22 protein-coding genes are annotated in these 25,573 nt (G+C 48.0%); 12 read left to right on the top strand and 10 right to left on the bottom strand.

Annotated features, from left to right (window positions below; translation table 11 throughout):
• Nucleotides 1–45: 45 nt before the first annotated feature.
• The 4 genes from MHI12_RS03690 to MHI12_RS03675 all read right to left on the bottom strand — a co-directional run bounded on the left by MHI12_RS03690 (nucleotide 46) and on the right by MHI12_RS03675 (nucleotide 6,039).
• Nucleotides 46–2,397, bottom strand: a complete 2,352-nt coding sequence (locus MHI12_RS03690) for a transglutaminase family protein (protein WP_405171558.1) — start codon at nucleotides 2,395–2,397, stop codon at nucleotides 46–48.
• Nucleotides 2,384–3,649: a DUF58 domain-containing protein gene (locus MHI12_RS03685; RefSeq protein WP_405171557.1), complete on the bottom strand. Its 1,266-nt coding sequence runs from the start codon at nucleotides 3,647–3,649 to the stop codon at nucleotides 2,384–2,386. Before MHI12_RS03685 ends, MHI12_RS03690 begins: the two co-directional genes overlap by 14 nt.
• The gene (locus MHI12_RS03680; RefSeq protein ID WP_405171556.1) at nucleotides 3,646–4,635 is read right to left on the bottom strand and encodes an AAA family ATPase; all 990 of its coding nucleotides are present in this window, start codon (nucleotides 4,633–4,635) and stop codon (nucleotides 3,646–3,648) included. Before MHI12_RS03680 ends, MHI12_RS03685 begins: the two co-directional genes overlap by 4 nt.
• A gap of 102 nt (nucleotides 4,636–4,737) precedes the next feature.
• A complete protein-coding gene (locus MHI12_RS03675) occupies nucleotides 4,738–6,039 on the bottom strand; it encodes a polysaccharide deacetylase family protein (protein WP_405171555.1) in 1,302 nt (433 codons plus the stop codon).
• A 240-nt stretch (nucleotides 6,040–6,279) separates the two neighbouring features.
• Between MHI12_RS03675 and MHI12_RS03670 the strand changes: the two genes are divergently transcribed.
• From MHI12_RS03670 to MHI12_RS03645, 6 genes are all read left to right on the top strand, one after another.
• Nucleotides 6,280–6,927: a DedA family protein gene (locus MHI12_RS03670; RefSeq protein WP_017690726.1), complete on the top strand. Its 648-nt coding sequence runs from the start codon at nucleotides 6,280–6,282 to the stop codon at nucleotides 6,925–6,927.
• Nucleotides 6,928–7,060: 133 nt separating this feature from the next.
• The gene (locus MHI12_RS03665; protein ID WP_341006061.1) at nucleotides 7,061–8,575 is read left to right on the top strand and encodes a spore germination protein; all 1,515 of its coding nucleotides are present in this window, start codon (nucleotides 7,061–7,063) and stop codon (nucleotides 8,573–8,575) included.
• 20 nt (nucleotides 8,576–8,595) lie between these two features.
• Complete coding sequence (locus tag MHI12_RS03660) at nucleotides 8,596–9,798, top strand: Ger(x)C family spore germination protein (protein WP_405171554.1); 1,203 nt, start codon at nucleotides 8,596–8,598, stop codon at nucleotides 9,796–9,798.
• 6 nt (nucleotides 9,799–9,804) lie between these two features.
• Nucleotides 9,805–10,041 (top strand): hypothetical protein, encoded by a 237-nt coding sequence (locus MHI12_RS03655; protein WP_347399910.1) that lies wholly within the window; start codon nucleotides 9,805–9,807, stop codon nucleotides 10,039–10,041.
• Between the two features lie 18 nt (nucleotides 10,042–10,059).
• A complete protein-coding gene (locus MHI12_RS03650) occupies nucleotides 10,060–11,184 on the top strand; it encodes an endospore germination permease (RefSeq protein ID WP_405171553.1) in 1,125 nt (374 codons plus the stop codon).
• A 99-nt stretch (nucleotides 11,185–11,283) separates the two neighbouring features.
• Nucleotides 11,284–12,411, top strand: a complete 1,128-nt coding sequence (locus MHI12_RS03645; protein ID WP_405171552.1) for an endospore germination permease — start codon at nucleotides 11,284–11,286, stop codon at nucleotides 12,409–12,411.
• Between the two features lie 90 nt (nucleotides 12,412–12,501).
• Here MHI12_RS03645 and bcp read toward each other — a convergent pair whose 3' ends face one another.
• The 4 genes from bcp to MHI12_RS03625 are packed head-to-tail and all read right to left on the bottom strand — an operon-like array spanning nucleotide 12,502 to nucleotide 15,645.
• Nucleotides 12,502–12,966, bottom strand: coding sequence for a thioredoxin-dependent thiol peroxidase (gene bcp / locus MHI12_RS03640; RefSeq protein WP_405171551.1), 465 nt, complete (start codon nucleotides 12,964–12,966; stop codon nucleotides 12,502–12,504).
• 45 nt (nucleotides 12,967–13,011) lie between these two features.
• A complete protein-coding gene (locus MHI12_RS03635; RefSeq protein ID WP_076333833.1) occupies nucleotides 13,012–13,797 on the bottom strand; it encodes an ABC transporter permease in 786 nt (261 codons plus the stop codon).
• Nucleotides 13,798–13,802: 5 nt separating this feature from the next.
• Nucleotides 13,803–14,597 carry an ABC-2 family transporter protein gene (locus MHI12_RS03630; RefSeq protein ID WP_036614077.1) on the bottom strand — a complete coding sequence of 265 codons (795 nt, stop codon included), beginning with the start codon at nucleotides 14,595–14,597 and terminating at the stop codon, nucleotides 13,803–13,805.
• Nucleotide 14,598: 1 nt separating this feature from the next.
• Nucleotides 14,599–15,645, bottom strand: a complete 1,047-nt coding sequence (locus tag MHI12_RS03625; protein WP_036614079.1) for an ATP-binding cassette domain-containing protein — start codon at nucleotides 15,643–15,645, stop codon at nucleotides 14,599–14,601.
• A 212-nt stretch (nucleotides 15,646–15,857) separates the two neighbouring features.
• Between MHI12_RS03625 and MHI12_RS03620 the strand changes: the two genes are divergently transcribed.
• Nucleotides 15,858–16,901, top strand: a complete 1,044-nt coding sequence (locus tag MHI12_RS03620; RefSeq protein WP_091018703.1) for an LCP family protein — start codon at nucleotides 15,858–15,860, stop codon at nucleotides 16,899–16,901.
• A 131-nt stretch (nucleotides 16,902–17,032) separates the two neighbouring features.
• Entirely contained in the window at nucleotides 17,033–18,352 is a 1,320-nt protein-coding gene (locus MHI12_RS03615) for a glutamate-1-semialdehyde 2,1-aminomutase (RefSeq protein ID WP_405171550.1), read from the top strand.
• Between the two features lie 138 nt (nucleotides 18,353–18,490).
• Here the strand turns inward: MHI12_RS03615 and MHI12_RS03610 are convergent, their stop codons facing one another.
• On the bottom strand, nucleotides 18,491–19,885 hold the full coding sequence (locus tag MHI12_RS03610) for a PLP-dependent aminotransferase family protein (protein ID WP_405171549.1): 1,395 nt from the start codon (nucleotides 19,883–19,885) through the stop codon (nucleotides 18,491–18,493).
• 159 nt (nucleotides 19,886–20,044) lie between these two features.
• Between MHI12_RS03610 and MHI12_RS03605 the strand changes: the two genes are divergently transcribed.
• From MHI12_RS03605 to MHI12_RS03590, 4 genes are all read left to right on the top strand, one after another.
• Nucleotides 20,045–20,977, top strand: a complete 933-nt coding sequence (locus MHI12_RS03605) for a DMT family transporter (RefSeq protein ID WP_405171548.1) — start codon at nucleotides 20,045–20,047, stop codon at nucleotides 20,975–20,977.
• Nucleotides 20,978–21,201: 224 nt separating this feature from the next.
• Nucleotides 21,202–22,308, top strand: coding sequence for an endospore germination permease (locus MHI12_RS03600; RefSeq protein ID WP_405171547.1), 1,107 nt, complete (start codon nucleotides 21,202–21,204; stop codon nucleotides 22,306–22,308).
• Nucleotides 22,289–23,758 carry a spore germination protein gene (locus MHI12_RS03595; RefSeq protein WP_405171546.1) on the top strand — a complete coding sequence of 490 codons (1,470 nt, stop codon included), beginning with the start codon at nucleotides 22,289–22,291 and terminating at the stop codon, nucleotides 23,756–23,758. The genes MHI12_RS03600 and MHI12_RS03595 overlap by 20 nt, the downstream gene beginning before the upstream one ends.
• Complete coding sequence (locus tag MHI12_RS03590; protein ID WP_405171545.1) at nucleotides 23,755–24,912, top strand: Ger(x)C family spore germination protein; 1,158 nt, start codon at nucleotides 23,755–23,757, stop codon at nucleotides 24,910–24,912. Before MHI12_RS03595 ends, MHI12_RS03590 begins: the two co-directional genes overlap by 4 nt.
• Before the next feature lie 87 nt (nucleotides 24,913–24,999).
• Here MHI12_RS03590 and MHI12_RS03585 read toward each other — a convergent pair whose 3' ends face one another.
• Nucleotides 25,000–25,416 carry a sensory rhodopsin transducer gene (locus MHI12_RS03585; RefSeq protein ID WP_405171544.1) on the bottom strand — a complete coding sequence of 139 codons (417 nt, stop codon included), beginning with the start codon at nucleotides 25,414–25,416 and terminating at the stop codon, nucleotides 25,000–25,002.
• Between the last annotated feature and the right edge of the window lie 157 nt (nucleotides 25,417–25,573).

Below are 25,573 nucleotides of genomic sequence, written 5' to 3'. Positions count from 1 at the left end.
GGCAGCTGCTTCGCATCTTTGGTGTAACGTTGTAACATCCTGGTGTTACAACACCTGCAACCGCCGGGCCAAACGAAGTGCCCGGCGCAGGAAGTCCAGACTGTCCGCGCGCAGCGGACGGTCTGGCCCGTACAGCAGCCGTTCCCAGTCGGCTGCAAACCGCGCGATGTCCGCCCCGTCCGCGCCTGCGGCCAAAGCCGGTGACGCTGCATATTCACGTAGCGTCATACCCGGCGGCCGCGGGCCGTACCGGCGCGCGAGCGCGGCCCAGACCGGAGCGGCGGCACGCAGCAGCCGCTCGCGGTCCGGAAAGCTGCTGCGTGGCCACGCCAGCAGCAGCCTGATCCGCAGCGCGGGGCGTAGCCGCCGCATGCGGACCAGAGCAGCGGCGCCCAGCAGGGCCGCTGCCACAAGCCATGGCTCCGCGGCAATGGCCCGTGCGCGGGCGAGCAGCCATGCGCCCGCGTAACCCACTCCGCCGCTCGTATACGGCGGAGTCTCCGCAACAGGCTGCGGACCGGCGAGTGCTGCAACACCTTCGCCCGCGCCTTGCGCCATGGTGAAGCCTGGCGTGGCCTCAAACGGCATCCAGCCTGCACCCGGAAAATATACCTCTACCCAGGAATGTGCATCTCCCTGTGAAATCACATACTGACTGGGCACATCCGGGTCAGCAACTCCGGGGCCAAAACCTTTAACCCAGCGTGCGGGGATGCCTTCTGCACGCAGCAACACAATCATGGCTGTGGAGAAATGATTGCAATATCCCTTCCGTGTGACGAATAAAAAATCGTCCACAAAATCTGTTCCTCGCGGTGGCATACGGGTATCCAACGTATACTCAGCATGAGCAGCCAGATAAGTCTTTACAGCTTGCACAGCGTCATACCGGGTCTCACTGCCTTGAATGATTTCCTTGGCAAGCGTCTGCACTCGACCAGGGAGTGATGAAGGCAATTGCAGATAGTCCCTCCGAATGGCTGCCGGATCTTTCCCTTTATTCGTTTCCTCAAGCAGACGTAACTGTTCAGGTGTTGCGACAGGAACCATGACGTCTGCCGAATAATTTTTAACGATCTTATCGTCCCCTGAACTCGCGAGCCACAATGTTGCCGAATCGCGATTAGACAGCAATGAAAACATGTTTTCCTGATTATCCTTGTTCTTATCCTGGAACGATACGTTAACCGGTATGCCCCCGGTAAAGAGAGGATTTGGTCCTTTCCACTCTCGCTGCATCGTGACGGTTTGGCGAACGCGACTCCAATAGGTTGGATTCTCCCAACCATCAGCACGCAGCATTCCGGATGGACTTGCCGTTTCGAAGCTTTGACCCGGATCACTCCAAGTACTACCGTTATAATATGAACGGGTCTCCCCTCGCCAATACGTCACTTTCGGACTTTTCGCTATAAAAAAGATTGAGTTCCCCTGCACCAACGGTGCTCCCATAGGCGCGTCCGCTGTGCTATATCCCGTGACTGCCGTTGCAGCAGGGATACTACTGTGCTGTGTATAACCTGCCCAGCGAGCTATGCGTTCACCCATCTGTTCCAGAGATATGCGCTCCGGTTGAGGAATGGAAGCAAACTGGCCAGGTAACGCTGAGAGAAGCACCATACCTGCAGAAGCAACGATAGTTACGGCACTCCAGCGGCCATAGGGGCTGCCGCGATAACTCGGAGTAGTGACTCCTCCATTGAGACGTAGTAGCTGAAGCAGAGCCTGAATAAGAAAAGTCCATAGGACAGACCGTATTACGGAAGCATACACATCCAGCCCCGCAAAGGATTCAAGCAAAAGCAAATAGAGCAGTGTTGCAGTGCCAAACAGCATAACGCTTCGACGTAACAATACAAGGGATTGCACAGAAGCCATGAGCATGCTCCAGCCGCACATCATGAACAAACCTCTCGTTTCTGTACTAATCGAATGAAATCGCCAGTTATTTATAAAAGTGTCCATATCCGCTGAAAATATTCCCGGATAAGCAGCTGCCCAACGGACAGGATCACTTCCTCCGTACATCAGACATAAAGCAGCGAGTGCAATGAATAAGCGGATCAGTACTCCGGTGATCCATCCTGTACGAATTAACCCCGCGAGCAACAATGCTCCCGTTAATCCCGCCATTACGGACAAGAACCGTTCACTGCCCTGCTGATCTGATGATGTAACAGGATATATCCACTCCAGAGACAGTATAAGTAAAATGGCCGAAATAAAAATTTTGTACAGGACAGGTACGCTAACATATCCCTCATCCTTTATGTCCGTCACAGAATTCTGGTTCACAGTTTTATATACAGAATAGGCCGATTCTATTCTCGTACGGTCCGTTGACTCTAAGTCGGCCACAGTGGAATTGGGTTGCTGGTTACCATTACGCTCCCACATCCGTTACCTCCACCTTTCCCAATGAAGATAACGCAACGTCTGTAACCGTGTGGATCGGCACCCCGCTGTGACGAAGCCGCTCCAAACTTAAGCTGTCATATCCCAATCCATTCATCAATCTATCCGTTGATCCTAATTGGTCCTGGTTTGCTTCAGTCAATTGCACCTCTACACGATAACCCGACCCGATTGCAGTTATGATCCATTCGGCCAGAACCTGATCCATCTTACCTGTGAGAACCACAATTCGCGACCCGCTCGTTAGTCCATCCAGCATCTCCGTTCGAAGCGAAACAGAGCCTGATTGTGCTTTGGATATTCGTGCCCCCGCTAACTTGTCCAGTCCATGATTCTCATCATCTGCATGGAACGGCCCATGTTGCCATTGATCTTGTGCATCATAGTTCTTATCGCCGTCTTCCATCCACAGATGATAAGGAATGTCATCCCGTTCAGCGGTATGAATCCAGCGGGCAGCTGCACGAACCACTCGTTCAAAAGCAGGTGCATCCATGTTCTCCCGTTGTTTTACGTCATAACCCGACGCGCCTTCATACACAAGGATGCCGAGCGAAGCCAGATCCGTGGTATCAGGCAGAAAGGTCTGAAGTTGTCCCGTTTTGGCTGTACTTTTCCAATGAACTCGTCCCAGTGGGTCACCCTGCTGATATTCACGGAACTCAGGGCTACGGTTACCCTGGCTATTTCTTCGCTCTGACAGAGTCCCTTCGATCATCGCTGCGAATTCTACCGAATCACCCTTCCCCCAAGCTGTTGCTTGAGGAACAACAATCAAGGGGGTACCTCCCGCGGTCTCTGCGGAGAGGGTATTCCAGCCAAACATATCACCCCAGTACAATCTGCCCGTATCCCATCTGTAGACTCCTCTGCGTAACCCGGAACATTCATATTGATAGGAAAATTGTCGCCGTGTTCCCGGGAAAATCAATTTGCGATGAACACCTGCAGGTGTGTTCTCACACAGAACGATCCATAACAATGGAATACGGCAATTGAATTCAAGTTCGACTAGAACCCGTACCTGCTCGCCTGCCTCAATCCGGTTCGTGTGTATTTTCCGACGGATGTGAATACGCCGTGGTCCGAACCAATGGAGAAGCAGACCTCCTGTGAACATCAAGAAAGCTATAACGGATAGAAACAACGCCGCTTTGCCCCCATGCCACTGATACAAGGAAGCAAAAGCCACCACCAAGACAGCACTCACAATCCGTTGTCCCAGCGCAGTCATTGCCTCCGTCCCCTTCCCTGTGATGCCATCTGTACAGGTACCGGGACCGATGACAATGCTTCTTCAATGACTTGTACTTGCCCCCAAACCTCGGCTCTGTTCTGGGCCTTCAATTGAATACGGTGGGAAAGGACAGGCACAGCTACCTCTTTCACATCATCCGGAATGACATAACTGCGTCCTTGAAGATAGGCAAATGACTGCGCCGCAGCCATCCAGGCCAGTGTTCCACGCGGACTGATGCCCAATCTGACCGCCGGAAGGCTACGAGAGGCTACAGCAACGGCCACCAGATACTGTTTGACGACCGGATCAACATGTACCTGTTTGACTTCACGCTGCATGGCTACGACTTCTTCAGCAAGCAGGACAGGGCGAAGTTCATCAAGCGCTTCTCTACCTTGCATGCGGGTTAACAATTCCAATTCCTGTTCCGGATCGGGATACCCAAGTCCAATTCTCATGATAAATCGATCCAGTTGCGCTTCAGGCAGACGGTACGTACCCTCGAACTGTAACGGATTCTGTGTCGCCAGCAGAAAGAACGGGCGTGGCAAAGCATAGGTTGTGCCATCAACCGTAATACGTCGTTCCTCCATTGCCTCCAGCAGGGCAGACTGAGTGCGTGGTGAAGCGCGATTTATTTCATCAGCCAGGACAACATTGGACATGACGGGTCCGGGCCGAAACTTGAATTCAGCTGTATGTGGATAATAGATTGAAGTGCCCGTAACATCTGCCGGCATGACATCAGACGTGAATTGAATCCGGCCCATGGAGCAGTCCAGTGCAGAAGCAACGGCACGAACCAGCATCGTTTTCCCGGTACCCGGCACATCTTCCAGAAGTACATGACCTCCACTGAGCATTGCAGTGAGGACATAACGAATCTCTGTTTTTTTGCCAATAATTACACTCTCAACACGTTTCATGACCCTGTTTAACAATTCAACAGCATGTTCATGTTCCATTCGGATATAAGACATTTCTCTGATCTCCTTCCGTTCATCAGCATTCCTGAACCATAGTAATCTATGATTCAGTGTTGCCCGGAAGTAGAGAGAATAGTCCTGCAAGAATGACTTTCTTCAGATCATTTTATACTTAAATATGTTGTTCATTGCCGAAATGGATCTGGAAGTGCCCGCCTTCACCGTCCACTCTGCTTCATTACTGGTTAAGGAATTCACCCTCAACCCCATCTGCTCCAGTAACTCACGTAACGGAACCCAGATGGTTCCGCCCTGACTCTGTACTGCCCCTGTTTCAATTGCCCCTGTTGTTGTCAGTGTTCCACTCACACTGTCTGCATGAATCGTTCTTTCCTTCCATACTGCTATGGCCGTCCTTGTTTCAGAGTCCCAGCGAGTGCTGCCCCCGAATTTTTTCATGAAAGTACGCAATGGCACCATGATTCGCTGACCCTCCATGCGGAACTCACCCGGTTGCAAGGTAGCCGCAGCCAAACCCACCTCTACCTTCAGCTTCTTGCTTGCAAGCCACAAAGTCGCATTCGCTTCTACATGCTCTGCGATCCAGGCCTTTCCCGGCGCCTTGCGGGCCTTATACTTACTATCTGGATGTACACGGAATTGAACTGGTTGATCCGTACTCTTTATGGTGTCAAAACGATATCCATGATCACGATAATATTTGATAATACCCGGAAGTGCTTTTACCGTTTCAGCATGTGCACCACCGTCATGCATCAGGACAATGACCGAACGTGCTCCCGCAGGTACTTTGGTCGAATTGCTGAGGATCTCTTTGGCCGGAACACCTTTACGCTTGGAATCTCCACTATCGACGTTCCAGTCCATGACGGTGTATCCACCCAGTTGGAGCAAATCAAAATAACTCTGGTCAAAATGCCCGTAGGTACCACCTGGTGCTCGCACCAGATTCGGACGGAAGCCGGTGATACGCTCCAGCACTTCCTCTGTCTGCTTGATCTGTTTCCAGAACACTTTGAAATCACTGTACAGCTGTTCGTATTGATGATTAAACGTATGATTTCCCAAAGCATGTCCATCCTCCACAAGCGTCCGGATTAACTCGGGATAACGCTCTGCCTGCTCACCCAGGACAAAAAATGTAGCCAAAACCTTCTCCTTACGCAAAATATCCAATACTTCACGGGTATGGTTACCCGGTCCATCGTCAAAACTCAGATAAACTACCTTGTCTTGAGTATTCTTATCTTCCGGGATTGGATCACCTGAGCCGGAAGCAGAAGATGCATAAGCCGTGCCTGCATATACAGCAAATGCACATAACAATATCGCAATACGCATGAGAATGACAGACCACTGTCCAGCTAAAAACATATGTATGGTTGTTGCAGAGTTTCCCCCATTTTCCTTGATTCTCAATTCCGGTCTCTGTACCATTTACGAATCGACCTCCACCGTCTCTAGTAATTTGCTGATAGACTTCAGCAGATTTGTTAGAATTATATGGAGGCTACATTGAAAAAAGACGTGATTTTGTTTAATATTTTTTCACAATTTGCTATCTAGCCTGATTGATTCTTCGCTTCAGATTAGGTAGCATAATGGACAGGCAGAACACATTAAAACACCTTGGAGAGTATTCATGCTCCCACCCCGTATTCAGGAGAGTGAAATCTATTGGAATTGCTTGAGAAGATCCAACATCTGTTTGGGTCCTACGGATACAGCGTATTGTTTTTTGGCTTGTTGCTTGAATTCATCGCACTTCCCTTTCCTGGTGAAACAACGATGGCTTACGCAGGGTTTCTCTCCTACAAGGGGCATCTGGACTTCGGAATCCTCACCATACTGGCTTTTCTGGGAACAACGATTGGCATGACCATCACTTATTTTATTGGAGCCAAAGCAGGACTGCCCTTTATAACACGATACGGAAAATGGTTTCTGCTGAAGCAGGACAAGCTCGATAAAACGCAAAAGTGGTTTGCCAAGTATGGTAATGCCTTAATCTTCATTGGTTATTTCATTCCGGGAGTAAGACATTTCACTGGATATTTCGCAGGCATAGCCGCTGTTCCCTTTCGTAAATTCGCTCTCTACGCCTATTCAGGCGCACTGTTCTGGGTTGTACTGTTTCTGGGCATTGGCAAAATATTTGGCCCTCAGTGGAACGCCGTATTCCATCTGGCTCATCAATATGCAGCATATATCGTGGGAGGAATTGGCCTATTGCTTATCGTAGCCGTGCTCTATCGTTACCGCAAAGCATGGACAGCAAGATCCACCGTATCCAAGCCAGCCCCTGTTCGACAAAGACAAAAGTAAATTCGGACAAAAGTCCATCTATAATAAACAGGCAAGGAGTTGCGAATAATCGCAGCTCCTTTTTTTTGTGATAATCCGAATTCATCCAGGTCATACTAACTTGAAAATATAGGGTGTATAGGGAGGTGAAGGCATGAGTGAATCGTCGCTGGAACGCCAAGATCAGAGGCAAATCTCTCCGGATCTAAGCGAAAATATGGAATACTGCAAGCAAGTGATGGGGAACAGCAACGACTTGATGATGCGCCCTCTCCAGTGTTTACATAAATGGCCTGCAGTCATGTTGTACATTGATGGATTAGTGGATGTGCAGATTCTGAATCATTCCATCCTGGAATCCCTGTTAAAGACACATGAACTTCCGGAATTCTCTGCAGATGATGAGCATCTGAGCTACCTCCAGAATGACATTCTGGCTGCGAGCAATGTAACATTTGTGGATGACATGGAAGATGTGCTTAATGCTCTCCTGTCCGGCTCGGCCATCCTGCTGCTCGAAGGCTGTGAACGAGGATTGAAAATTGCCGCAGCTGGGTGGGAAGACCGCGCTGTTGGTGAACCCATCTCACAGACCGTTGTTCGGGGTCCTATGGAGGGATTTAATGAAAATTTGCGTACAAATACATCCTTGATTCGCAAACGGATTCGTGACCCTCATCTCTGGATCGAAGAAAAGGAGATTGGTCGTATCACCAAAACAAGGGTTGCGGTCTTATATCTGAAGCATACCGTTGATCCAGAAGTGGTAGAGGAACTAAGGCGCAGGCTCGATGAGATCGATATTGACGGGATTCTGGAGAGCGGGTACATCGAGGAACTTGTACAAGACGAAACCAGAACGTTATTCCCCACGGTTTACAATAGCGAACGTCCAGATACGGTTTGTGCTGCTTTGCTTGAGGGCAGAGTAGCCATCATCGTGGACGGTACCCCTTTTGTGCTGCTGGTTCCCGCCTTGTTCGTGCATTTCTTCCAATCGCCGGAGGATTACTATCAACGGGCCGATATCAGCACATTGATTCGCTTGATTCGTTATCTGTCCTTTTTTATCGCTTTACTAGCTCCATCCTTCTATATTGCCATTACCACCTTTCACCAGGAAATGTTGCCCACCAATATGCTCATTAGTCTGGCAGCTCAACGTGAAGGCGTTCCTTTTCCCGCATTCATTGAAGCCATACTGATGGAACTGACCTATGAAATTTTGCGAGAAGCAGGTATACGTATTCCGAAAACGGTCGGTCAGGCCGTTTCCATTGTCGGAACACTGGTGATTGGCCAAGCCGCCGTAGATGCAGGAGTTGTCTCCGCCGCAATGGTTATTATCGTTTCCATAACGGCCATATCCAGTTATGTCATTCCAGAGAATGGATTGTCTATCTCTGTCCGAATTTTGCGATTTGTATTGATGATACTCGCGGCAGCTTTTGGTTTCTACGGTATTCTAATTGTTCTGCTCATTACCGTTACACACCTGTGCAGCTTGCGTTCTTTTGGCGTACCGTATATGTCCCCCTTTGCACCTCTAATTCAGAAAGATCTGAAAGATACGCTGTTTCGTGTACCCTGGTCCCATATGAAAACACGGCCATTCTCTACGGGTACCCCAAACAAAATCCGACAAGCCAGCAAAAAAATGAAGCGTTAATTCGGTAAGGAGAACAACGTATGAACAAGTGCTTCCGATTAATTGTATGCATTGTATGCCTGCTCCCTCTCCTTACCGGATGCTGGGATCGCCAGGAATTGAATGAACTTGGCATTATGCTGGGTCTTGGTGTAGACAAGGATGGCGATTTGATTAAAGTGAGTGCTCAGGTCGTCGTGCCGAATGAAGTATCCTCCAAATCAGGGGGAGGCAATGGTACTCCTGTCACGCTGTACGAAGCGTCCGCGTCCACGCTGTTTGAAGCAATTCAAAAGCTGACCGAGACAAGTCCACGCCGCATATTCATGGCACATATCCGTGTACTGGTGTTCGGAGAAGAATATGCACGCAAAGAGGGCATCTACGATGTTATGGAAGCGTTAATGCGAGAACCTACTGTCCGTCCCGATTATTACGTCTTGGTTGCACGAAATACAACGGCTTCCAAAGTACTGAACGTGCTTACCCCACTTGAGAATATCCCTGCGGAGAAGATGTTTAATTCTCTGGACGTATCTGCCAAAACCTGGTCTCCCACTACTACGGTAACTGGTGATCAGTTAATGGAATACATGCTAACTCCCGGAATCCAGCCTGTCATCACCGGAGTAGAGGTTGTTGGCAGTTCAGCGATAAGCGGAAGCAAAGATAATATTGCGACAATCAAATCTCCGGCCAATCTGAATTCTACGGGATTAAGCATCTTCAAAAAGGACAAACTGATCGGCTGGTTAACGGAAGATGAATCGAAAGGATACAACTACATCCGCGACAATGTGGTGTCTACCATCAGTCACATGCCTTGCCGAAAGGGCGGAAATGTGACGTTCAAAGCTCTCCGTACCAAGACCCAACGAAAAGCCAAGGTCATTAACGACCAGCCTGTGATCCACATCAAACTCAAAAATGTGTCTTCCATTGGTGCAGTAGAGTGCGGAATCAGAATTGGTTCGATGAAAACGCTCAAAGAGTTGGAAAAGGACAGTGAGGAGCGACTGATAGAACTGATGGAAAAATCCGTGAATTCAGTGCGGCGAAAGTTCCATATTGACATTTTTGGATTCGGTCAGGAAGTGTATCATGCCGATCCTAAATTTTTCAAAAAGATTGAAAAGGATTGGGATCAATATTTTGAGAATCTGGATGTTAAGTATGAAGCCAATGTACAGATCAAACGTGTGGGTACACTGGATGATTCATTCAAGGAGGATTTGAAGGAGTGAGACCGGATGTTGATTACAATTACTGTCATAGTCATAGGAGGCCTCGTAGGCTTGGTTGATCTTCCAGGTCTCATCCGTCGTAAGGAATGGAGGGAAACAGTTGTGTACAGCGGAATGCTCGTCATAGCCACAGGGTTCAGTGTAATTGCAGCCAACCTGTGGGATTTCCCCAGTCCGCTCTATATCATCATGTGGATCTATGAACCTGTTAATCAATTCTTGGCACATCTGACAGGAACTTAGAAAAAGGAGAGGACCATTATGCTGGAACAGGGGCGCCTTGGAACAAGACAATTGACCACTCTCATCTTTATGATGGTGGTCGGGGATATGATGCTGATCTACCCCTCGGTCATCACGTCCTATGCCAAACAAGACTCCTGGATTTGTGCTTTTATAGGCGTTCCTCTGGGGATGGCACTGATGGCCATGATCCTGAAGCTATGTAGTATGCATCCAGAAAAAAATCTGGTGCAGATGGCACGAAGCATTCTAGGGTTCTGGCCAGGTACTTTCTTTTCCTGCTTCTACCTGTTCTTTTTCATTATTGGTGCTTCCACGCATACGAGAGAAGTCGGCGATTTCATGACCACTCAAATCTTCCCGTACACTCCCATTCGCATCATCATTCTGATGTTCGTCATCGTGATCGCCTGGGGAGTGTTTCACGGATTAGAGACGATTGCGCGAAGTAGTGAACTACTGATGCCCGTCGTTATTGTGTTTATTGTCGTCCTTGCAGTCTGCCTGCTTCCTCAGATTGATACTAGAAATTTGAAGCCAGTAAGTGATACGGGTGTTGTCTCTATCTCGCAAGGCATTCTGGTAAGCATTATATATCCGATCGGTGAAGTCGTTCCCATCATGATGATACTGCCCTATGTTGCCAAGCAGGCTCATCGAACACGGGACGTAATTATTGCAGCTGGTTTAGGCAGCTTGGTATTGGCAACGCTCGTTACCATATCGCTGCTGGTCTTGGGTGCCTTTCTTACGCAACATAACATATATGCTTCTTTTGTTTTGTCCCAGAAAATCAGTATTGGGAGCTTTTTTGAACGTATTGAAGCCATTATGGCTTCTTCCTGGCTGATCTCTACGTACTTCAAAGCGATGATATACTTATACGCGTTTATTGTTGGTTGTGCGGAACTGTTCAAGCTTAAGCAGTATCAGATACTGGTACTCCCTGCGTCCATACTTGTGTTCGGATTAGCCAATCTGATCTCACCAAGCATTACTTTTATCGTGATCACCATTGTTCCATATTGGGTAGACTGGGATACCACACTGGGGATCATTCTGCCAGGCTGTCTTCTGCTGATACAATTGCTCAAGTCTTACAGAAAATCATCGGTTACTCCAAACAATTCCTCACAGGAATGAGTACTATTTTTTGGGGGAAGGAGCATGGTATGGATGGAGAAATGGAGCTTCATCCATGAATATCATCCATGCTGAATATAGAGAAGGAGAATGGTGTCTATGTTAATTAAGGAGAAAATCACCATTAGGCAATTTGCAGTCCTTACCTTTCTCGTCATGATTGGGGACATGATTCTACTCTATCCCTCCGTGGTTACTGCTTCGGGTCAACAGGATGCATGGATCTGTTCTCTTATCGGTCAACCGATCGGCATACTTATCATGTGGGTGCTATACAAACTTCATCAGACACACCCTGATCTTTCCCTTATTGAAATCTGCCAAAAAATACTTGGCCGGTGGGCAGGGTCTGTTTTGTCAGCTGCATATCTATTTTATTTCGCCATAGGCGCTGTCATATGTATCCGTGAAGTCGGTGACTTCATGACCACACAGATCTACCTTCAGACCCCCATCCGGGTCATTCTAATTATCCTTATGTGCGCTCTGGTCTGGGGGCTTATGCATGGCTTGCATACAATAGGAGCAAGCAGTGAAATGCTGACTCCAATCGTTGTTGCATTTATGATTCTATTATTTCTGGGGCTGATGCCCAAAGTAGACAGTTCAAATCTACAACCTTACTTGAACACCCCTTGGCTTCATCTGATGCAGTCTATCATTAGAGGGGCTTTCACTTCCTTTGGTGAACTAATCGTGATCACCATGGTTCTTCCTTATGTGATGTCCGGGCCTCACATCAAACGGGACATGTTACTCGCTACTTTATGTGGAGGGCTGTTGCTAACCACACTGTTGGTCATTTCACTGATGATATTTGGCCCCTTTCTGACCCAGCATGACATCTACATCTCCTATACCCTGTCCCAGAAAATTAATATCGGCAACTTTTTCGAGCGAATTGAGGCGTTCATGGCGACCGCTTGGTTAATTGCTACCTATTTTAAAAGCCTGCTGTATATGTTCTCCTTTGTCGTTGGAACAGCTCAGCTATTTCGATTAAAGACATATAAACCTCTCATCCTGCCATCAGCCATGTTATTATTCGCTTTAGCTGTACTGATTTCTCCCAATGTCATTTTCTACACCAATACGATTATGCCCGCTTGGGTGGATTGGGATATCACGGTAAGCTTTATTATTCCGCTATTCCTACTGCTCGTGCATCGGCTTCGTTCTGGCAAGAGCAAGAATAATTCAACCAATCATAAGCGCTTGCCAACCTAAAAAGGCTGTGTTCACGGAAATTCCGCGAAGCACAGCCTTTAATGATGAAACGGTTAGGATGTATTTATTCACACATGTCTAAATCATTTATTACAATGTCTTCAAAGCCTCAAGCGCAGCCTCGATATGTCCTTTGACCCGAACTTTGGACCAGTCCTTGATCAATTTCCCCTCTTCATCAATTAGAAAAGTGGAGCGAACCATACCCATGTACTCCTTGCCATACATTTTCTTCAGCTGCCATACACCGTATTGCTCGGCTACAACGTGCTCTTCATCCGATAACAAGGTGAACGGCAGTCCGTATTTGGCGATAAACTTGTCATGTCGTTTCATCGGATCGGTGCTGATTCCGAGAATGACCGTGTTCAGCCCTTCAAATTCAGCATGTCGATCCCGAAAATCACAAGCTTGTTGCGTACAGGACGAAGTCATATCCTTGGGGTAAAAATAAAGCAATACCCGCTGTCCGCGGTAAGCCGAAAGCTTTACCGATTCTCCCGTACTGGACGGAAGTTCAAAATCCGGTGCCAATTCGCCTACATTTAACGTCATGTCAGTTCCTCCCTAATCTCCCCCATGAATTGTTATAGGGCGTTATTATGAACCTGCTCCGCGATACCGCTTCACGCCATAATTCCACAGTAGCAAGCCCATGGAGCCAAACACCAATCCCATCACAGGTGTAAGCAGCGCCATGCGATGCATCTCGGACCTTTCCAGGAACAGTGCTGCCGGATAGATCCCCACAAAGGCAAACGGAATGATCCAGGTTAGCAGCACCTGAATGGCACGGTTATAGATCGTTACCGGGTAACGCCCATACCCTTGAATGTTATACATCAATGGCAAAATACCTGTCGGCGCGTCCGAATAAAAGGATAGTGAAGTCAAGGTGGTATAAATGCCGGCATAGATCATGACTGAGCTGAGTGCCAAAATAATCAATGCAGGGATATGCCACCATTCCAGCATCAAGCCCATCTCTGCTCCGCTGAAGATCATGATAATCAAGCCGATAAACGAGCCCACGAGTGCAGGCGGGTCTACATTTTCAAGCAAGATCTGGAACAGGTTATGTGCAGGGCGTGTCAGGATCCGATCCATCTCACCTTTGACGATGTACCGCTCACTGAATCCCCACAGATTGATAAAACAACTGAAGATGCCATAGGGCACCATAAAATATCCATAAACAAAGAGTACTTCACTCTCACTCCAGCCGCCCAGGTTATCCGTATGACGGAAGACCACAAAGATAAAGATCAGGTTGGTTGCCTGGAACAGCAGATCAGATAGGATCTCCACCCAGAAATCAGCACGGTACGTGAGTCGTGTTTTCATGTAATTTTTCAAATATTCCCAGATCAGACCCATATAGTACATATCTGTTATCCCCCTTGCACGAACAGACGCTTGCGCGCCTTACGCCAGATCAATACCATCGGAAGCAGCAGTACGGCAAACCAGAACACCTGAATACCGAGTACACTCCAGATGGCGGTACCTTCCACTCTTCCAGTGAACACGGAACCGGGCAGATACGTAATGGCCTGAAAAGGCAATACTTTCATCACCGCGGACATCCAGCCTGGATACAGGCTGATCGGGATGATTAGACCGGAGAACAAATCAACCACGACGCGTTTCATACGCATCATGCCTTCATTGTTTTCTACAAAAAATGCCGCCAGTCCGGTTATCACATTAATCTGGGAATTAATGAGGAAACTGAAGAACAGCATGACGAGAAAGCCAATCCACGCGGATGGCGCCGTAGGCAATTCAACCGGGAACAGCAGAATGGCAATGAGCATCCCCGGAATCATGAGGAGCAAGAAGCGGAAGATACCTTCGCCCAGACCCTGCATCATTTTGACCATAACGTAATTGATCGGCCTGATGAATTGAATTGCAATGGAGCCATCCCGTATATCTGCGGCAATCTCCCGGTCCAGGTTGTTAAAGTAAAAGGCACGTGCCATCCAGGATACAGCGATGTAAGTGGTCATCTGCGCTGCCGTGAAGCCGCCGAGTTCACCACTGCTACCGTAAATGGCTTGCCAGGTAAAGTAATACACGCCGATATTCAGCGTATATATCAAAATGCCGGAGTAATAATTCACCCGGTATGCCAGCATCGTTAGAAAACGGATGCGCATAAAATCAATAAATGCACTATTCATCTCAGGATACACCCACCGCTTCTTTCCCTGCTCCCACAATCTCGGGACGCTCGGCGGAACCGGATTGGTAAATACTGCGCACAATCTCATCCGTGTTGATCTCAATAATCTGAATATCGGTAATATCGGCTTGTCCAACGACACGTCCGAGTACATCCGAAACATTCAGTTCCAGCGGAATCCATACGGATGCGGACAATTCATTCTCAACCGTCCAACGTACAGGCAACGCAGCAGTCCATTCCTGCATCTGACTGATGTTGTGAGCTGAACCAAACTTGAAGCGGATCTCGCGCTCCTTACCCCACTGGGACTTGAGATGATCCAGACCTCCATCATAAATGATGTTGCCTGCATCAAGCATGATAACCCGGGAACACAGGGCTTCAATGTCCTGCAAATCGTGGGTGGTGAGCAGAATGGTCGTTCCATGCTCCTTGTTCATGTCTTTCAGGAAATCCCGAATTTCCGACTTTACCACAATATCCAAACCAATAGTTGGCTCGTCCAGGAAAACAATACTCGGATTATGCAACAAGGCTGCCACTAACTCGCAGCGCATACGCTGACCAAGACTGAGCTTCCGTACAGGACGACTTAACAGGTCCTGAAGCTGCAATCGCTCAACCAGTTCATCCAGCCGTTTACGGAAATCGACCTCTCCTACACGATATACTTTGCGCAATAAATGGAAGGATTCGATAACGCCAATATCCCACCACAATTGACTGCGCTGACCAAAAACAACACCAATATTCTGTACAAACTTCTCACGTTCCTGATACGGAACATATCCACCAACCGATATTTGCCCTGAAGTAGGCACCAAAATGCCGGTCAACATCTTGATCGTTGTTGATTTACCGGCACCGTTCTCCCCAATATATCCGCATATTTCGCCCTGCGGAATCTGAAATGAAATATCATTTACAGCCAATACCTCTTGGTATTGACGTGCAAACAGGTCTTGGAATGCGCCCTTCAGCCCACCTCGGCTTTTCTGGACGCTAAACGACTTGCGCAAATCTTTGACATCAATCGCCAGCATGATTATACCTCACTTGGATTTTGTTGAAATTGCTTGTAGCCCAAAAAGAAATTATAATGGTATCAGTCAAAATTCAGCAAGCTTTAAAATAGTCTGGAGCCGCGTCCTGCCCTTATGTTGGGAAAAGACGTGTACGGAAAGCTTCGACTAGATCTTACTTGAATACTCGAACTCGTTTTTTTATTTCATCTCAAATACAAAGGAGAGCTAGCATGACCAGAAAGACGAAGAGAACCATATGGATTTCTCTTGCCGCCTTCGTGTTAATTATCGGAGGAGCAGCGGCATATTATTTCGGTTCTATTCTCAATCAGTTGGACGGTTTGGCAAAAGACGGCGACGAATCACCATTCGCAGGTATCGAGAATGTGGAGAAAGTAAATACTCCTGACCCTCCAAAATGGGAAGGCACAGAAACGGTAAATATTCTCGTTATGGGTGTCGATGCGCGCGGATTGAAAAAAGGTGAAGTTCCCCGCTCCGACAGCATGATGGTTGTATCGCTCGACCCACTTACCAAAAAAATCAATCTGTTCTCCATTCTGCGCGACACTTACGTCAATATTGACGGATATGGCAAGGAACGGATCAACACTGCCATCACCCATGGTCCTAATGCAGCGATGCAAGCTGCCGGCGACCTGCTCGGCATTCCTGTACAATATTATGTGTATACGGATTTCCAGGGATTCATCAAATTGGTGGATGCCGTTGGCGGTGTTGATTTTGATGTGGAGAAAGACATGCACTATACAAGTAAAGCAGACAATAACGAATACGATATTGATCTCAAAAAAGGGTATCAGCATCTGGATGGCGAAACAGCCCTCATGTACGTTCGTTTCCGCCATGATGCGATGTCGGATTTCGCTCGTTCCGAGCGTCAGCGTGAGTTGCTGAAAGCTGTGACGGCAAAAATGCAGTCAACAACAACCATTGCCAAGCTGCCTTCCATTCTGGAACAGGTTAATCCTTATGTGGATACGAATCTGACACTCTCCGATATGTGGAAACTGGGTGGCCTCGGTTACCAGAGCAGCATGAATGGCAGTGAGCAGATCCCGCCAATGAACCTGCTGAAAGAAGAACGTACAGCAGGCGGTGCGCAAGTATTGACGGTTACCAATGAAGAGAAATTGAAGCAGCATATTCAGGATATTATTCACCCGCCTGCTACAACGGATGATAGTACAACCAGCACCGAAGATAAAACAGCCAGTGGTGACGATCAAAAGTCAGAGCAACCGGCTCAGTAATCTAAACATGCAGAGGGCAGCCATTACGCTGCCCTCTCGTTGTGCCCGGCTATACTATTATGAGAAAATCATCATATCTTTCTGTAGCTTGTACCTTTATCATATTTTGCATTACGAAAGGAAGTTATCTTATGAATACATCACGTTCCCGTTCCGAACTTCTATACGCAGAAGCACTTGAACATATTGTAGGAGGTGTTAACAGCCCATCACGCTCGTTCAAAGCCGTTGGTGGCGGTGCACCTGTATTTATGAAAAAAGCCCAAGGCGCCCACTTCTGGGATGTCGATGACAACCGTTATATTGATTATCTGGCCGCTTACGGTCCGATTGTTACAGGACATGCTCACCCTCATATTACGCAGGCAATTACGGAAGCTGCAGCAAATGGCGTGCTGTACGGTACCCCAACAGAGCTTGAGATCAAGCTCGCCAAAATGCTGAAAGAAGCCATTCCTTCCATGGATAAAGTGCGTTTTGTAAACTCCGGTACAGAGGCGGTTATGACCACGATTCGCGTAGCCCGTGCCTACACCAAACGCAACAAGATCGTAAAATTCGCCGGATGTTACCACGGTCACTCGGATCTGGTGCTTGTGGCTGCGGGTTCTGGGCCGTCCACGCTCGGAATTCCTGACAGTGCGGGAGTTCCAGCCAGTATTGCACAAGAAGTCATTACTGTGCCCTACAATGATCTGGAAGCCCTGAAGGAAGCTTTGGAGCGCTGGGGTGATGATGTTGCCGCAGTCATGGTTGAACCGATCGTTGGGAACTTCGGTATGGTTATGCCGGAGCCTGGCTTCCTGGAAGGTCTCTGTGCCATGACACGCGCCAACGGCTCACTGGTTATCTATGACGAGGTTATTACGGCTTTCCGTTTCCATTACGGTTCTACACAGACGTATGCCGGACTCGATAATCATGCGGAGATTGAACCCGATCTGACGGCTCTTGGTAAAATTATTGGTGGCGGCCTGCCAATCGGTGCTTACGGCGGACGCAAACATGTTATGGAGCAGGTTGCTCCACTCGGCCCTGCTTATCAAGCAGGAACGATGGCTGGTAACCCTGCATCCATCTCGGCTGGTATCGCATGTCTGGAGGTCCTGCAAGGCGCAGGTGTATACGAAGAGATGGAACGCCTTGCTATCGACCTGACAGCAGGTCTGCAAGCTTCTGCTGACCGTCATGGGATTGCACTGACAATCAACCGGATTCGTGGTGCATTCTCCACCCATTTCTGTGACCATCCGGTTACGAACTACGATCATGCTCAAGACACGGATGGAGAGCTGTTCGCTTCCTTCTTCCGTCACATGCTGAACCGTGGCATTAACTTGGCTCCATCCAAATATGAGGCTTGGTTCCTAACCACGGCTCATACAGACGAGGATGTTCAGGCTACATTGGAAGCCGCAGAAGCTTCCTTCAAGGCGATGGCTCAGGAATAAAACGGATTATTTCCATCTACAATATAGCGTACAAGCTGTATGGTCGGTGGAAAACAATTCATGGAAAAGGCGTCCAACAAGTGATCAACTTGTGTGGACGCCTTTTGTTATATACGGACAACACTCCGATTCTTCACGTTATTTCTGCCTGATCTGAAGTTTCAAAATTTCCTCCCGGATCACCTGCATCCCTTCTTCGATTCTCTGCTTCGGCACATTGGAGATGTTCAATCGCAGCATTTGATCCTCATGCACCTGATATGTTCCCTCCGGATAATACCGTTCTGTTGTATCAACGATGACACCACGCTTTTGAAGCCGGGACAGCAGAACACGAAGTGGGATATCACCCGCTAAAGGCAATACGGTATGCTCCCCTCCTGTTCGAGGAGCGTCCATAAACGGAGCAAATTCTGGATATGTGTCCAGTTGCTCATGTACTGTGTTCATCCGGGCAGCATAGCGGTTACGAATCACTTTCCTGTGATGAGCAAACATTCCGCTGTGGACATAGATCTCCAGCGCAGCTTGAGACAGGACGGAAGTGTCGATATCGAGCATTTTTTTGTATGCACCAAACGATTCAATTAGAGGTGAGGGCAGAACAGCTACACCAATGCGCAAGCCTGGAAACAAAATTTTGGAGTAACTCTTCAGATAAATGACCCGGCCTTCCGTATCATATGACCATAGCGGGTCTTGTTTCGTATTGTCCTCCAGATCAGCCAGATAATCGTCCTCCACCAGATAGACATCGTACCGCTGTGCAAGCCGGATCAGTTTCTTTTTCTCAGCAACAGTCAAAGATGTGCCAATCGGATTGTGAAAGCGCGGCATGACATAGAAAAACTTGATATCTTCCTCAGCGAACTGACGTTCAAGCGATGCCCAGTCCAGCCCATCCAGGGCACGTCTCACACCGGCAATCGGCACATTTAATCCACTCAGTAGCGAGGGCATATTATGATAGGTCGGTAGTTCAAGCAGTACTTTTCTCTTTCCATTGGGAAAAGGCATCAATGCAAGTACAGCCAGTGCCTGTTGCACACCTGACGTGATAAAGAACTGCTCTGTTCTCGCAAACACCTGATAATCCGAAAACTGCTTCTGCAACAGCAGAATTAGCGAAGGTAATCCCTGATCCGTGCCATACATAAATAACTCTGCCTGCTTCTTCTCCATCGCCTGATCCACACAGTGACGAAAGTCTGCATAAGGGAACACCCTTGGATCGGGAGCAGCTGAAGCAAAGTCCAACGCTCCCTGCCAGTCCATGTCCTGAGCACCTGTCCCGTTCTGTACAGCATAATAACCGGATTGAGGTATGGCGTACACCAAATGCCGCTGTTCCAGCCACTCATATGCTCGAATCGCTGTACTTACACTGCATTGATATTGTTCTGCTATAACTCGAACTGCTGGCAGTCGAATGCCCTTATCCGCCCACTGGCGACGATCCTGCTGCTGCATCTGTTCCTGAATCCATTGCTTTAACGCTTCGGCAATCACTTCGTATTTTCTCAATGCACCCATCCCTCTCCAACAACTGTACCGATACAGTTCAACCTTTTATCTATTGTAGCACGATGCACCCGGCAGTATATTGAATAAGGCCAGGACGTGCCTCGAACCTGACATAATTCAGGATAATGAAAGATAAAGCACTATGACTACTGTATTGGAGGAGCATTTATGAACACAACACACACTCGGGGATACGCTTATATCGCAGCTGTATTGTACGCAGCTATTATCGGTCTATCTTTTTTATTTGTTAAAATGACCGTCACTGTTGCACATCCAATTGATGTGCTTGCCCACCGATTCGCTCTGTCGCTGATCGTTGTCAGCATTCCTGTCATTTTTGGCTGGATCAAAATCCGACTGAGCCTTCGTGATCTGTGGCGCATCATTCCACTAGGGCTTTTATCTCCCGTCTTATTTTTTGCCTTTCAAGCCTTTGGACTTGTCTCTTCCAACTCATCGGAAGCCGGAATTATTCAGGCTATGGCCCCTGTATTCACACTCGTTCTCGCTTCAGTTTTCCTGAAGGAACGTACATCCACGATGCAGAAGCTGTTCCTGCTACTGTCTGTCGCTGGAGTGGTCTTTATTTTCATGATGCAAGGAAGCGGCGTATCTATGAGTAACCTGAAGGGCATTGCATTATTGCTGCTATCCACGGTCTGTTTTGCAGGTTATGGTGTGCTTGCAAGACCATTAACCCAGAAGTATAAACCAATGGAATTAACCTGGGTCACACTGATGGTTGGCTGTATTGTATTTAACGCCGCTTCCCTGATCCGGCATGCGTCCAGCGGTTCCATGATGGACTACATTAAACCGCTTGGAGATACATCCTATCTGGGTGCACTTGCTTATCTGGCAATTCTCTCCACCATGATCTCTACCCTGCTCGCGAGCTATGCCCTTACTCATCTGGAGGCTTCGCAAATGAGTGTATTCAGCAATCTGTCCACGCTCATCTCCATCGTAGGAGGTGCATGGATATTGCATGAACCAGTGGGTAGCTATCACTATATTGGTGCATTGTTGATTATCGCCGGTGTGCTTGGCACCAATATGAGCGGTCGCAAACACAGGCCGGTCACCGGGATCAAGTAAGATTTCCCATATTGAGGCAGCACGGAAGTTGGTTCGCCGGTTCAACGAGTTATTCGCTCCCATCCTCCCCAAACCCCGCATTTTGACTGGAGAGCGGCTCGGGAAACGATGCTAAAGGTAAAAGAGAAGCAATGGGTATTCGTTATTTCGACTGACAGTATGAAGCACTCCAATCCCGTTAACACTGCTGAGGACAGTCTATTGGGAAAAGGGGACCCCTCAGCATGAAACGAACACAACCTTCTTTTTTACAAGCTATGATGTTGATCATGTTGTCCGTTGGCTTGATCAGCCATGTTCTGATTATTCCTGCCCTTTTGGCTGCGGCCAAAAGGGATTCTTGGATTTCCGTCCTGCTATCAGCCGGACCATTTCTAATATTTGCGCTAATGCTCGCCTATGTCTCTCGTTTCCTCCAGCATCAAACCCTGCATGAGTGGTTAACATCCCGTCTCGGCAAGCCTATTGGCATGTTATTTCGAGTTGGGAACAGTCTCTTTTTTCTGAGCGCAATCTATTTCACCCTGCACGAAACCACGACTTGGGCCAAAACAAATTACCTGACAGAAACGCCAATTCTGGTAACCAGTATTGCCCTCATGTCTCTCTGTGCCTATGGGGCATATAAAGGCATCCGCTCACTGGCATTTACGGCAGGATTGATCCTTCCACTGGTGGTACTGCTGGGCTTCTATGTTGCCATTGTGAACACTCAATACAAGGATTACAGTCGTCTCCTGCCTGTGTTAGAACATGGCTGGCATCCGGTGTTGAATGGCATGATTTACAGTCTTGCAGGCATGTTTGAACTGCTGTTCATCTGGTATATCCAGCCTCATCTCACCAATCGTATACGTGTATGGCAGTATCTGATGCTCGCACTCATTCTTGTGGGACTGACTGTCGGCCCACTCATCGGGGCGATTGTAGAATTCGATCCTTTTGAGGCTGCGAAAATGCGATATCCCGCCTTTGAAGAATGGCGAATTGCCTCCTTGGGCAAATACATCGCTCAAACCGACTTCTTTTCCATCTACCAATGGCTCGCAGGCTCGTTCACCCGAATTAGTCTCGCCATGTATATTGTAGTAGAAATATGGAATATTAAGAGCTCTACCAGAAGGCTTATCAGTTGTATCTCGTTAGGTGTCTTCTTTATTCTAACCATGTTGTATCCTCTGGATGATATGACCTTCGAAAAGCTTCTGGTCGAATACATATTTCCGTTCAATCTCGTATATCTGAGCGGACTTGCGATTATCGCGACGACGGTTGCATTTATCCATTCACGCCACCAGAGGAGGAAACATCATGGAGCATCAAGCGATTGACACCACGTCCCATGAAACACTGCTTGCCTCTTTGAAAGAGCAGTTCAATCCATGTGCGGATGTTGTTATTCAGACCTTTCCTGTCAAAGATGAATCCGATCAGCCAGTCATTTTGCTCTATTGCGAAGGACTGGTCGACGGCAAACAAATCAACCAATTTATTATTCCCCGTCTGGAACAACACTCCCTGATCATTGAAGAATCATATCCCAAGGAATTGGGATTAACCTTAAATCCGATTGAGGATCTCACTGATTCCAAGAAACTTAATCTGTTGATTTTTAGTGGACAACTACTGATCATTTTCGGCAATGGCGTTCAGTCCTGCAGTCTGGATATCGCTGATATCCCGGGACGCAGTCCAGAAGAATCAGCTATTGAAACATCAGTTAAAGGCCCGCGCGATGGATTCACCGAAGAACTCAATACCAACGTGGCCCTTATACGCAAACGAATGAAAACCTCTTCGATGTGTTATGAGAAATATGTCAAAGGCGGTCGTACCCAGACATCCATCGGGCTTCTATATGTAAAAGATATTATCAATCCAGACATTCTGAAAGAAGCTCGGCACAATCTGGATCAGATTGAGATTGATGGCATTCTGGGTACATCGATCATGGAAAGAGCTGTCATGGGAGGAATTAGAAGTATCTTTCCGCTCACAGATAATACCGAACGTCCTGATTTTGTCGTTGATTCCTTGTTAAATGGACGTTTTGCCGTTCTCATCGATGGTTCTCCTGTAGCGGTCATCGCCCCAACTACACTTTTCAATCAGTTGAAGTCTCCGGAGGACGAAAGTACACCCTTTTTCATCGTTACCTTCGAACGGATTTTGCGTATTTCCGGTCTGCTGATTGCCTGTTTCTTCCCAGCCTTCTACATCGGCCTGACCAGTTTTAATGTGGAACAGATTCCGTTACCTCTCTTGGCTACGATTGCCGGTACTCGGATGGGCCTGCCCATGCCGGTGACGCTGGAAGCATTTCTAATGATTTTTATGTTTGAGCTATTTAACGAAGCCGGTCGCAGGTTACCACGTGCATTGGGCCAGACCGTCAGTGTGGTCGGTGGACTTATCATCGGGGATGCAGCCATTCGTGCCGGGATTACGTCTCCCACCATCATAGTCACGGTAGCGATCTCGGTCATCTCCAGCTATATACTCGTGAACACCGTGCTGAGCGGGGCTACTGCACACATTCGTATCGGAATGCTCATTATGTCTTCGATCCTTGGATTATTTGGATTTATGATCGGACTGTTCGCTCTTTTGGTGCACCTCGTATCGTTGGAGTGTTATGGCGTATCCTATCTGTCACCCGTATCTCCCTACATTCCCGGAGACTTCACTCAGGCCGTATCCATGCCACCTTCTATGAAAAGAACCAAACGTCCAGCAGCACTTCATACCCAGGATTCCACCCGCCGGAGGAAACGTCCGTGAAAAGATGGGTATCCATAAGTGGGCTTCTTATAAGCTGTTTGATCCTGCTAACGGGGTGCTGGGATTCCAAAGAGGTGCAAAGTATTAACTTCATCACGGCAATAGGAATAGACTATGTGGACAACCAGTATATTACGTATGCCCAACTGATTGACTTCTCCAGTATTGCAAAACAGGAAACACCAACTTCCCGGGAGACAAGGGATATCTGGATTGGACGGGGCGAAGGTACAACACTGAGCATGGCTATTAACGACTTGTATGAAACGTCACAGCAGCAAACGCTCTGGACTCATGTTAAAGCCATTGTTTTATCGAAAAATGCTCTCGACGGGAAGCTGGAGGATATATTTAACACGTTGCTACATTCAGGTCAACTGAGATATACACCTTGGATTTACGCGACAGAACATAACATTCCGGACGTGCTCTCCCCTTCTGCGCTGCTGAACCAATCCGCCCAGACCATTGAGTTATTTGAGCCCATGAGGCTATACAAACAGCATTCCGGTTACGAACCTATCCGGCTCCATCAGCTTCTTGATGGACTACGGGAGCCCGCTTCTGTCGTTCTTTTACCCTCGGTGTCAACGAGGAACGAGACTTGGTTCAACGGGGATAAAACTCCCCCCCTTGTTAGAATGGATGGATTTTATGTTATTTCCAAAGGCACAAGTCAGGGTAGAGTTGCAGGAGCAGACGCAGACGGTACACGATACGTAAATTATGAGCGCGTACATCAGTACCCACTATACGTATATGGGAATGATCGAAAGACTCCTGATTTAACCCTGATGCTTCGTGATCCCAAGACTAGAATCAAGGCAAGGAAACAAGGAGATGGCGTCACATTTGATCTGGTTACCTCGGTCAAAAGTTCCATCACCGAAGACCATGGAGCCCCACGCACGCCTCATGCCATGGAACAAGAAGCCGAAAAACAGATCGAATCCCAAATCCGAGATACGTTCGAAAAAACCAAGTCACACAAGATTGATTCATACGGTCTTGTGGAACACTTATATCGCCACAACCTTCCCTTATGGAAACAGGAAGTATACAATCGGGCGGATCCACTCCAACGTTTTAAGCTTGGAAAAGTGGAGGTTCACGTGGATATCCTTAATGCGAGCACGTATAAATACAGCGAATAAATGAAGAAAAAGAAGCCCCGTGCCTGCATTGGATGCAAGGTTTACGGGGCTTCTTACCATCTCCAACTATGCTGTCGATTGGGGAAGTTATCCTAATGGATACGCCATGACACTCATCAAAGCCAATTCAGGCTGGGTCGTGTCCAAACGACTGTACTGGACGATAACGGGGATATTGCTCGAAACCGTAATCGCATAAGGCACGCCCGGCGGAATAGACTGCTCCCCAGATCGTAGCGATGCAGTGCGAATATGCTTCGTCCTTCTTGCTGGCACTTCGGCGGCAATACCTTCGAGTGGATCTCTGTCTTCAAAGTAAATCGTGAGATGCAGTTCAGCATCCGTGGCACTGGTGTTCAGTACACAGATACTCTCATGACTCTCCAATGTGCCCCGGCTCTCCGGGGGAATGTAACCATCCGGAATGACCCAGTAGGTGTGACCTGTAGCTACTGAAACATTCTTACTTGCAGATGTGCCTGATTCTGTCTGGTCAGGTGTCATTGAAATACATCCTCCTTTTTTTTGCGAGTGCAATATTAAGTTAAAAATCTGCGGGCTCGCGGGGCAGACGCTTCGGCGGGCGGATCGGGCTGTGGGCCGCTGTTGGCTCGGGATTTCTTCGGCTCATTCGCGGGGGCAACGCTTAAAACCCGTGGGC

It is taken from the genome of Paenibacillus sp. FSL H8-0280 (assembly GCF_045040665.1).
Classification (GTDB): domain Bacteria; phylum Bacillota; class Bacilli; order Paenibacillales; family Paenibacillaceae; genus Paenibacillus; species Paenibacillus xylanexedens_A.
This window is presented reverse-complemented; position numbering and strand designations above follow the sequence as displayed.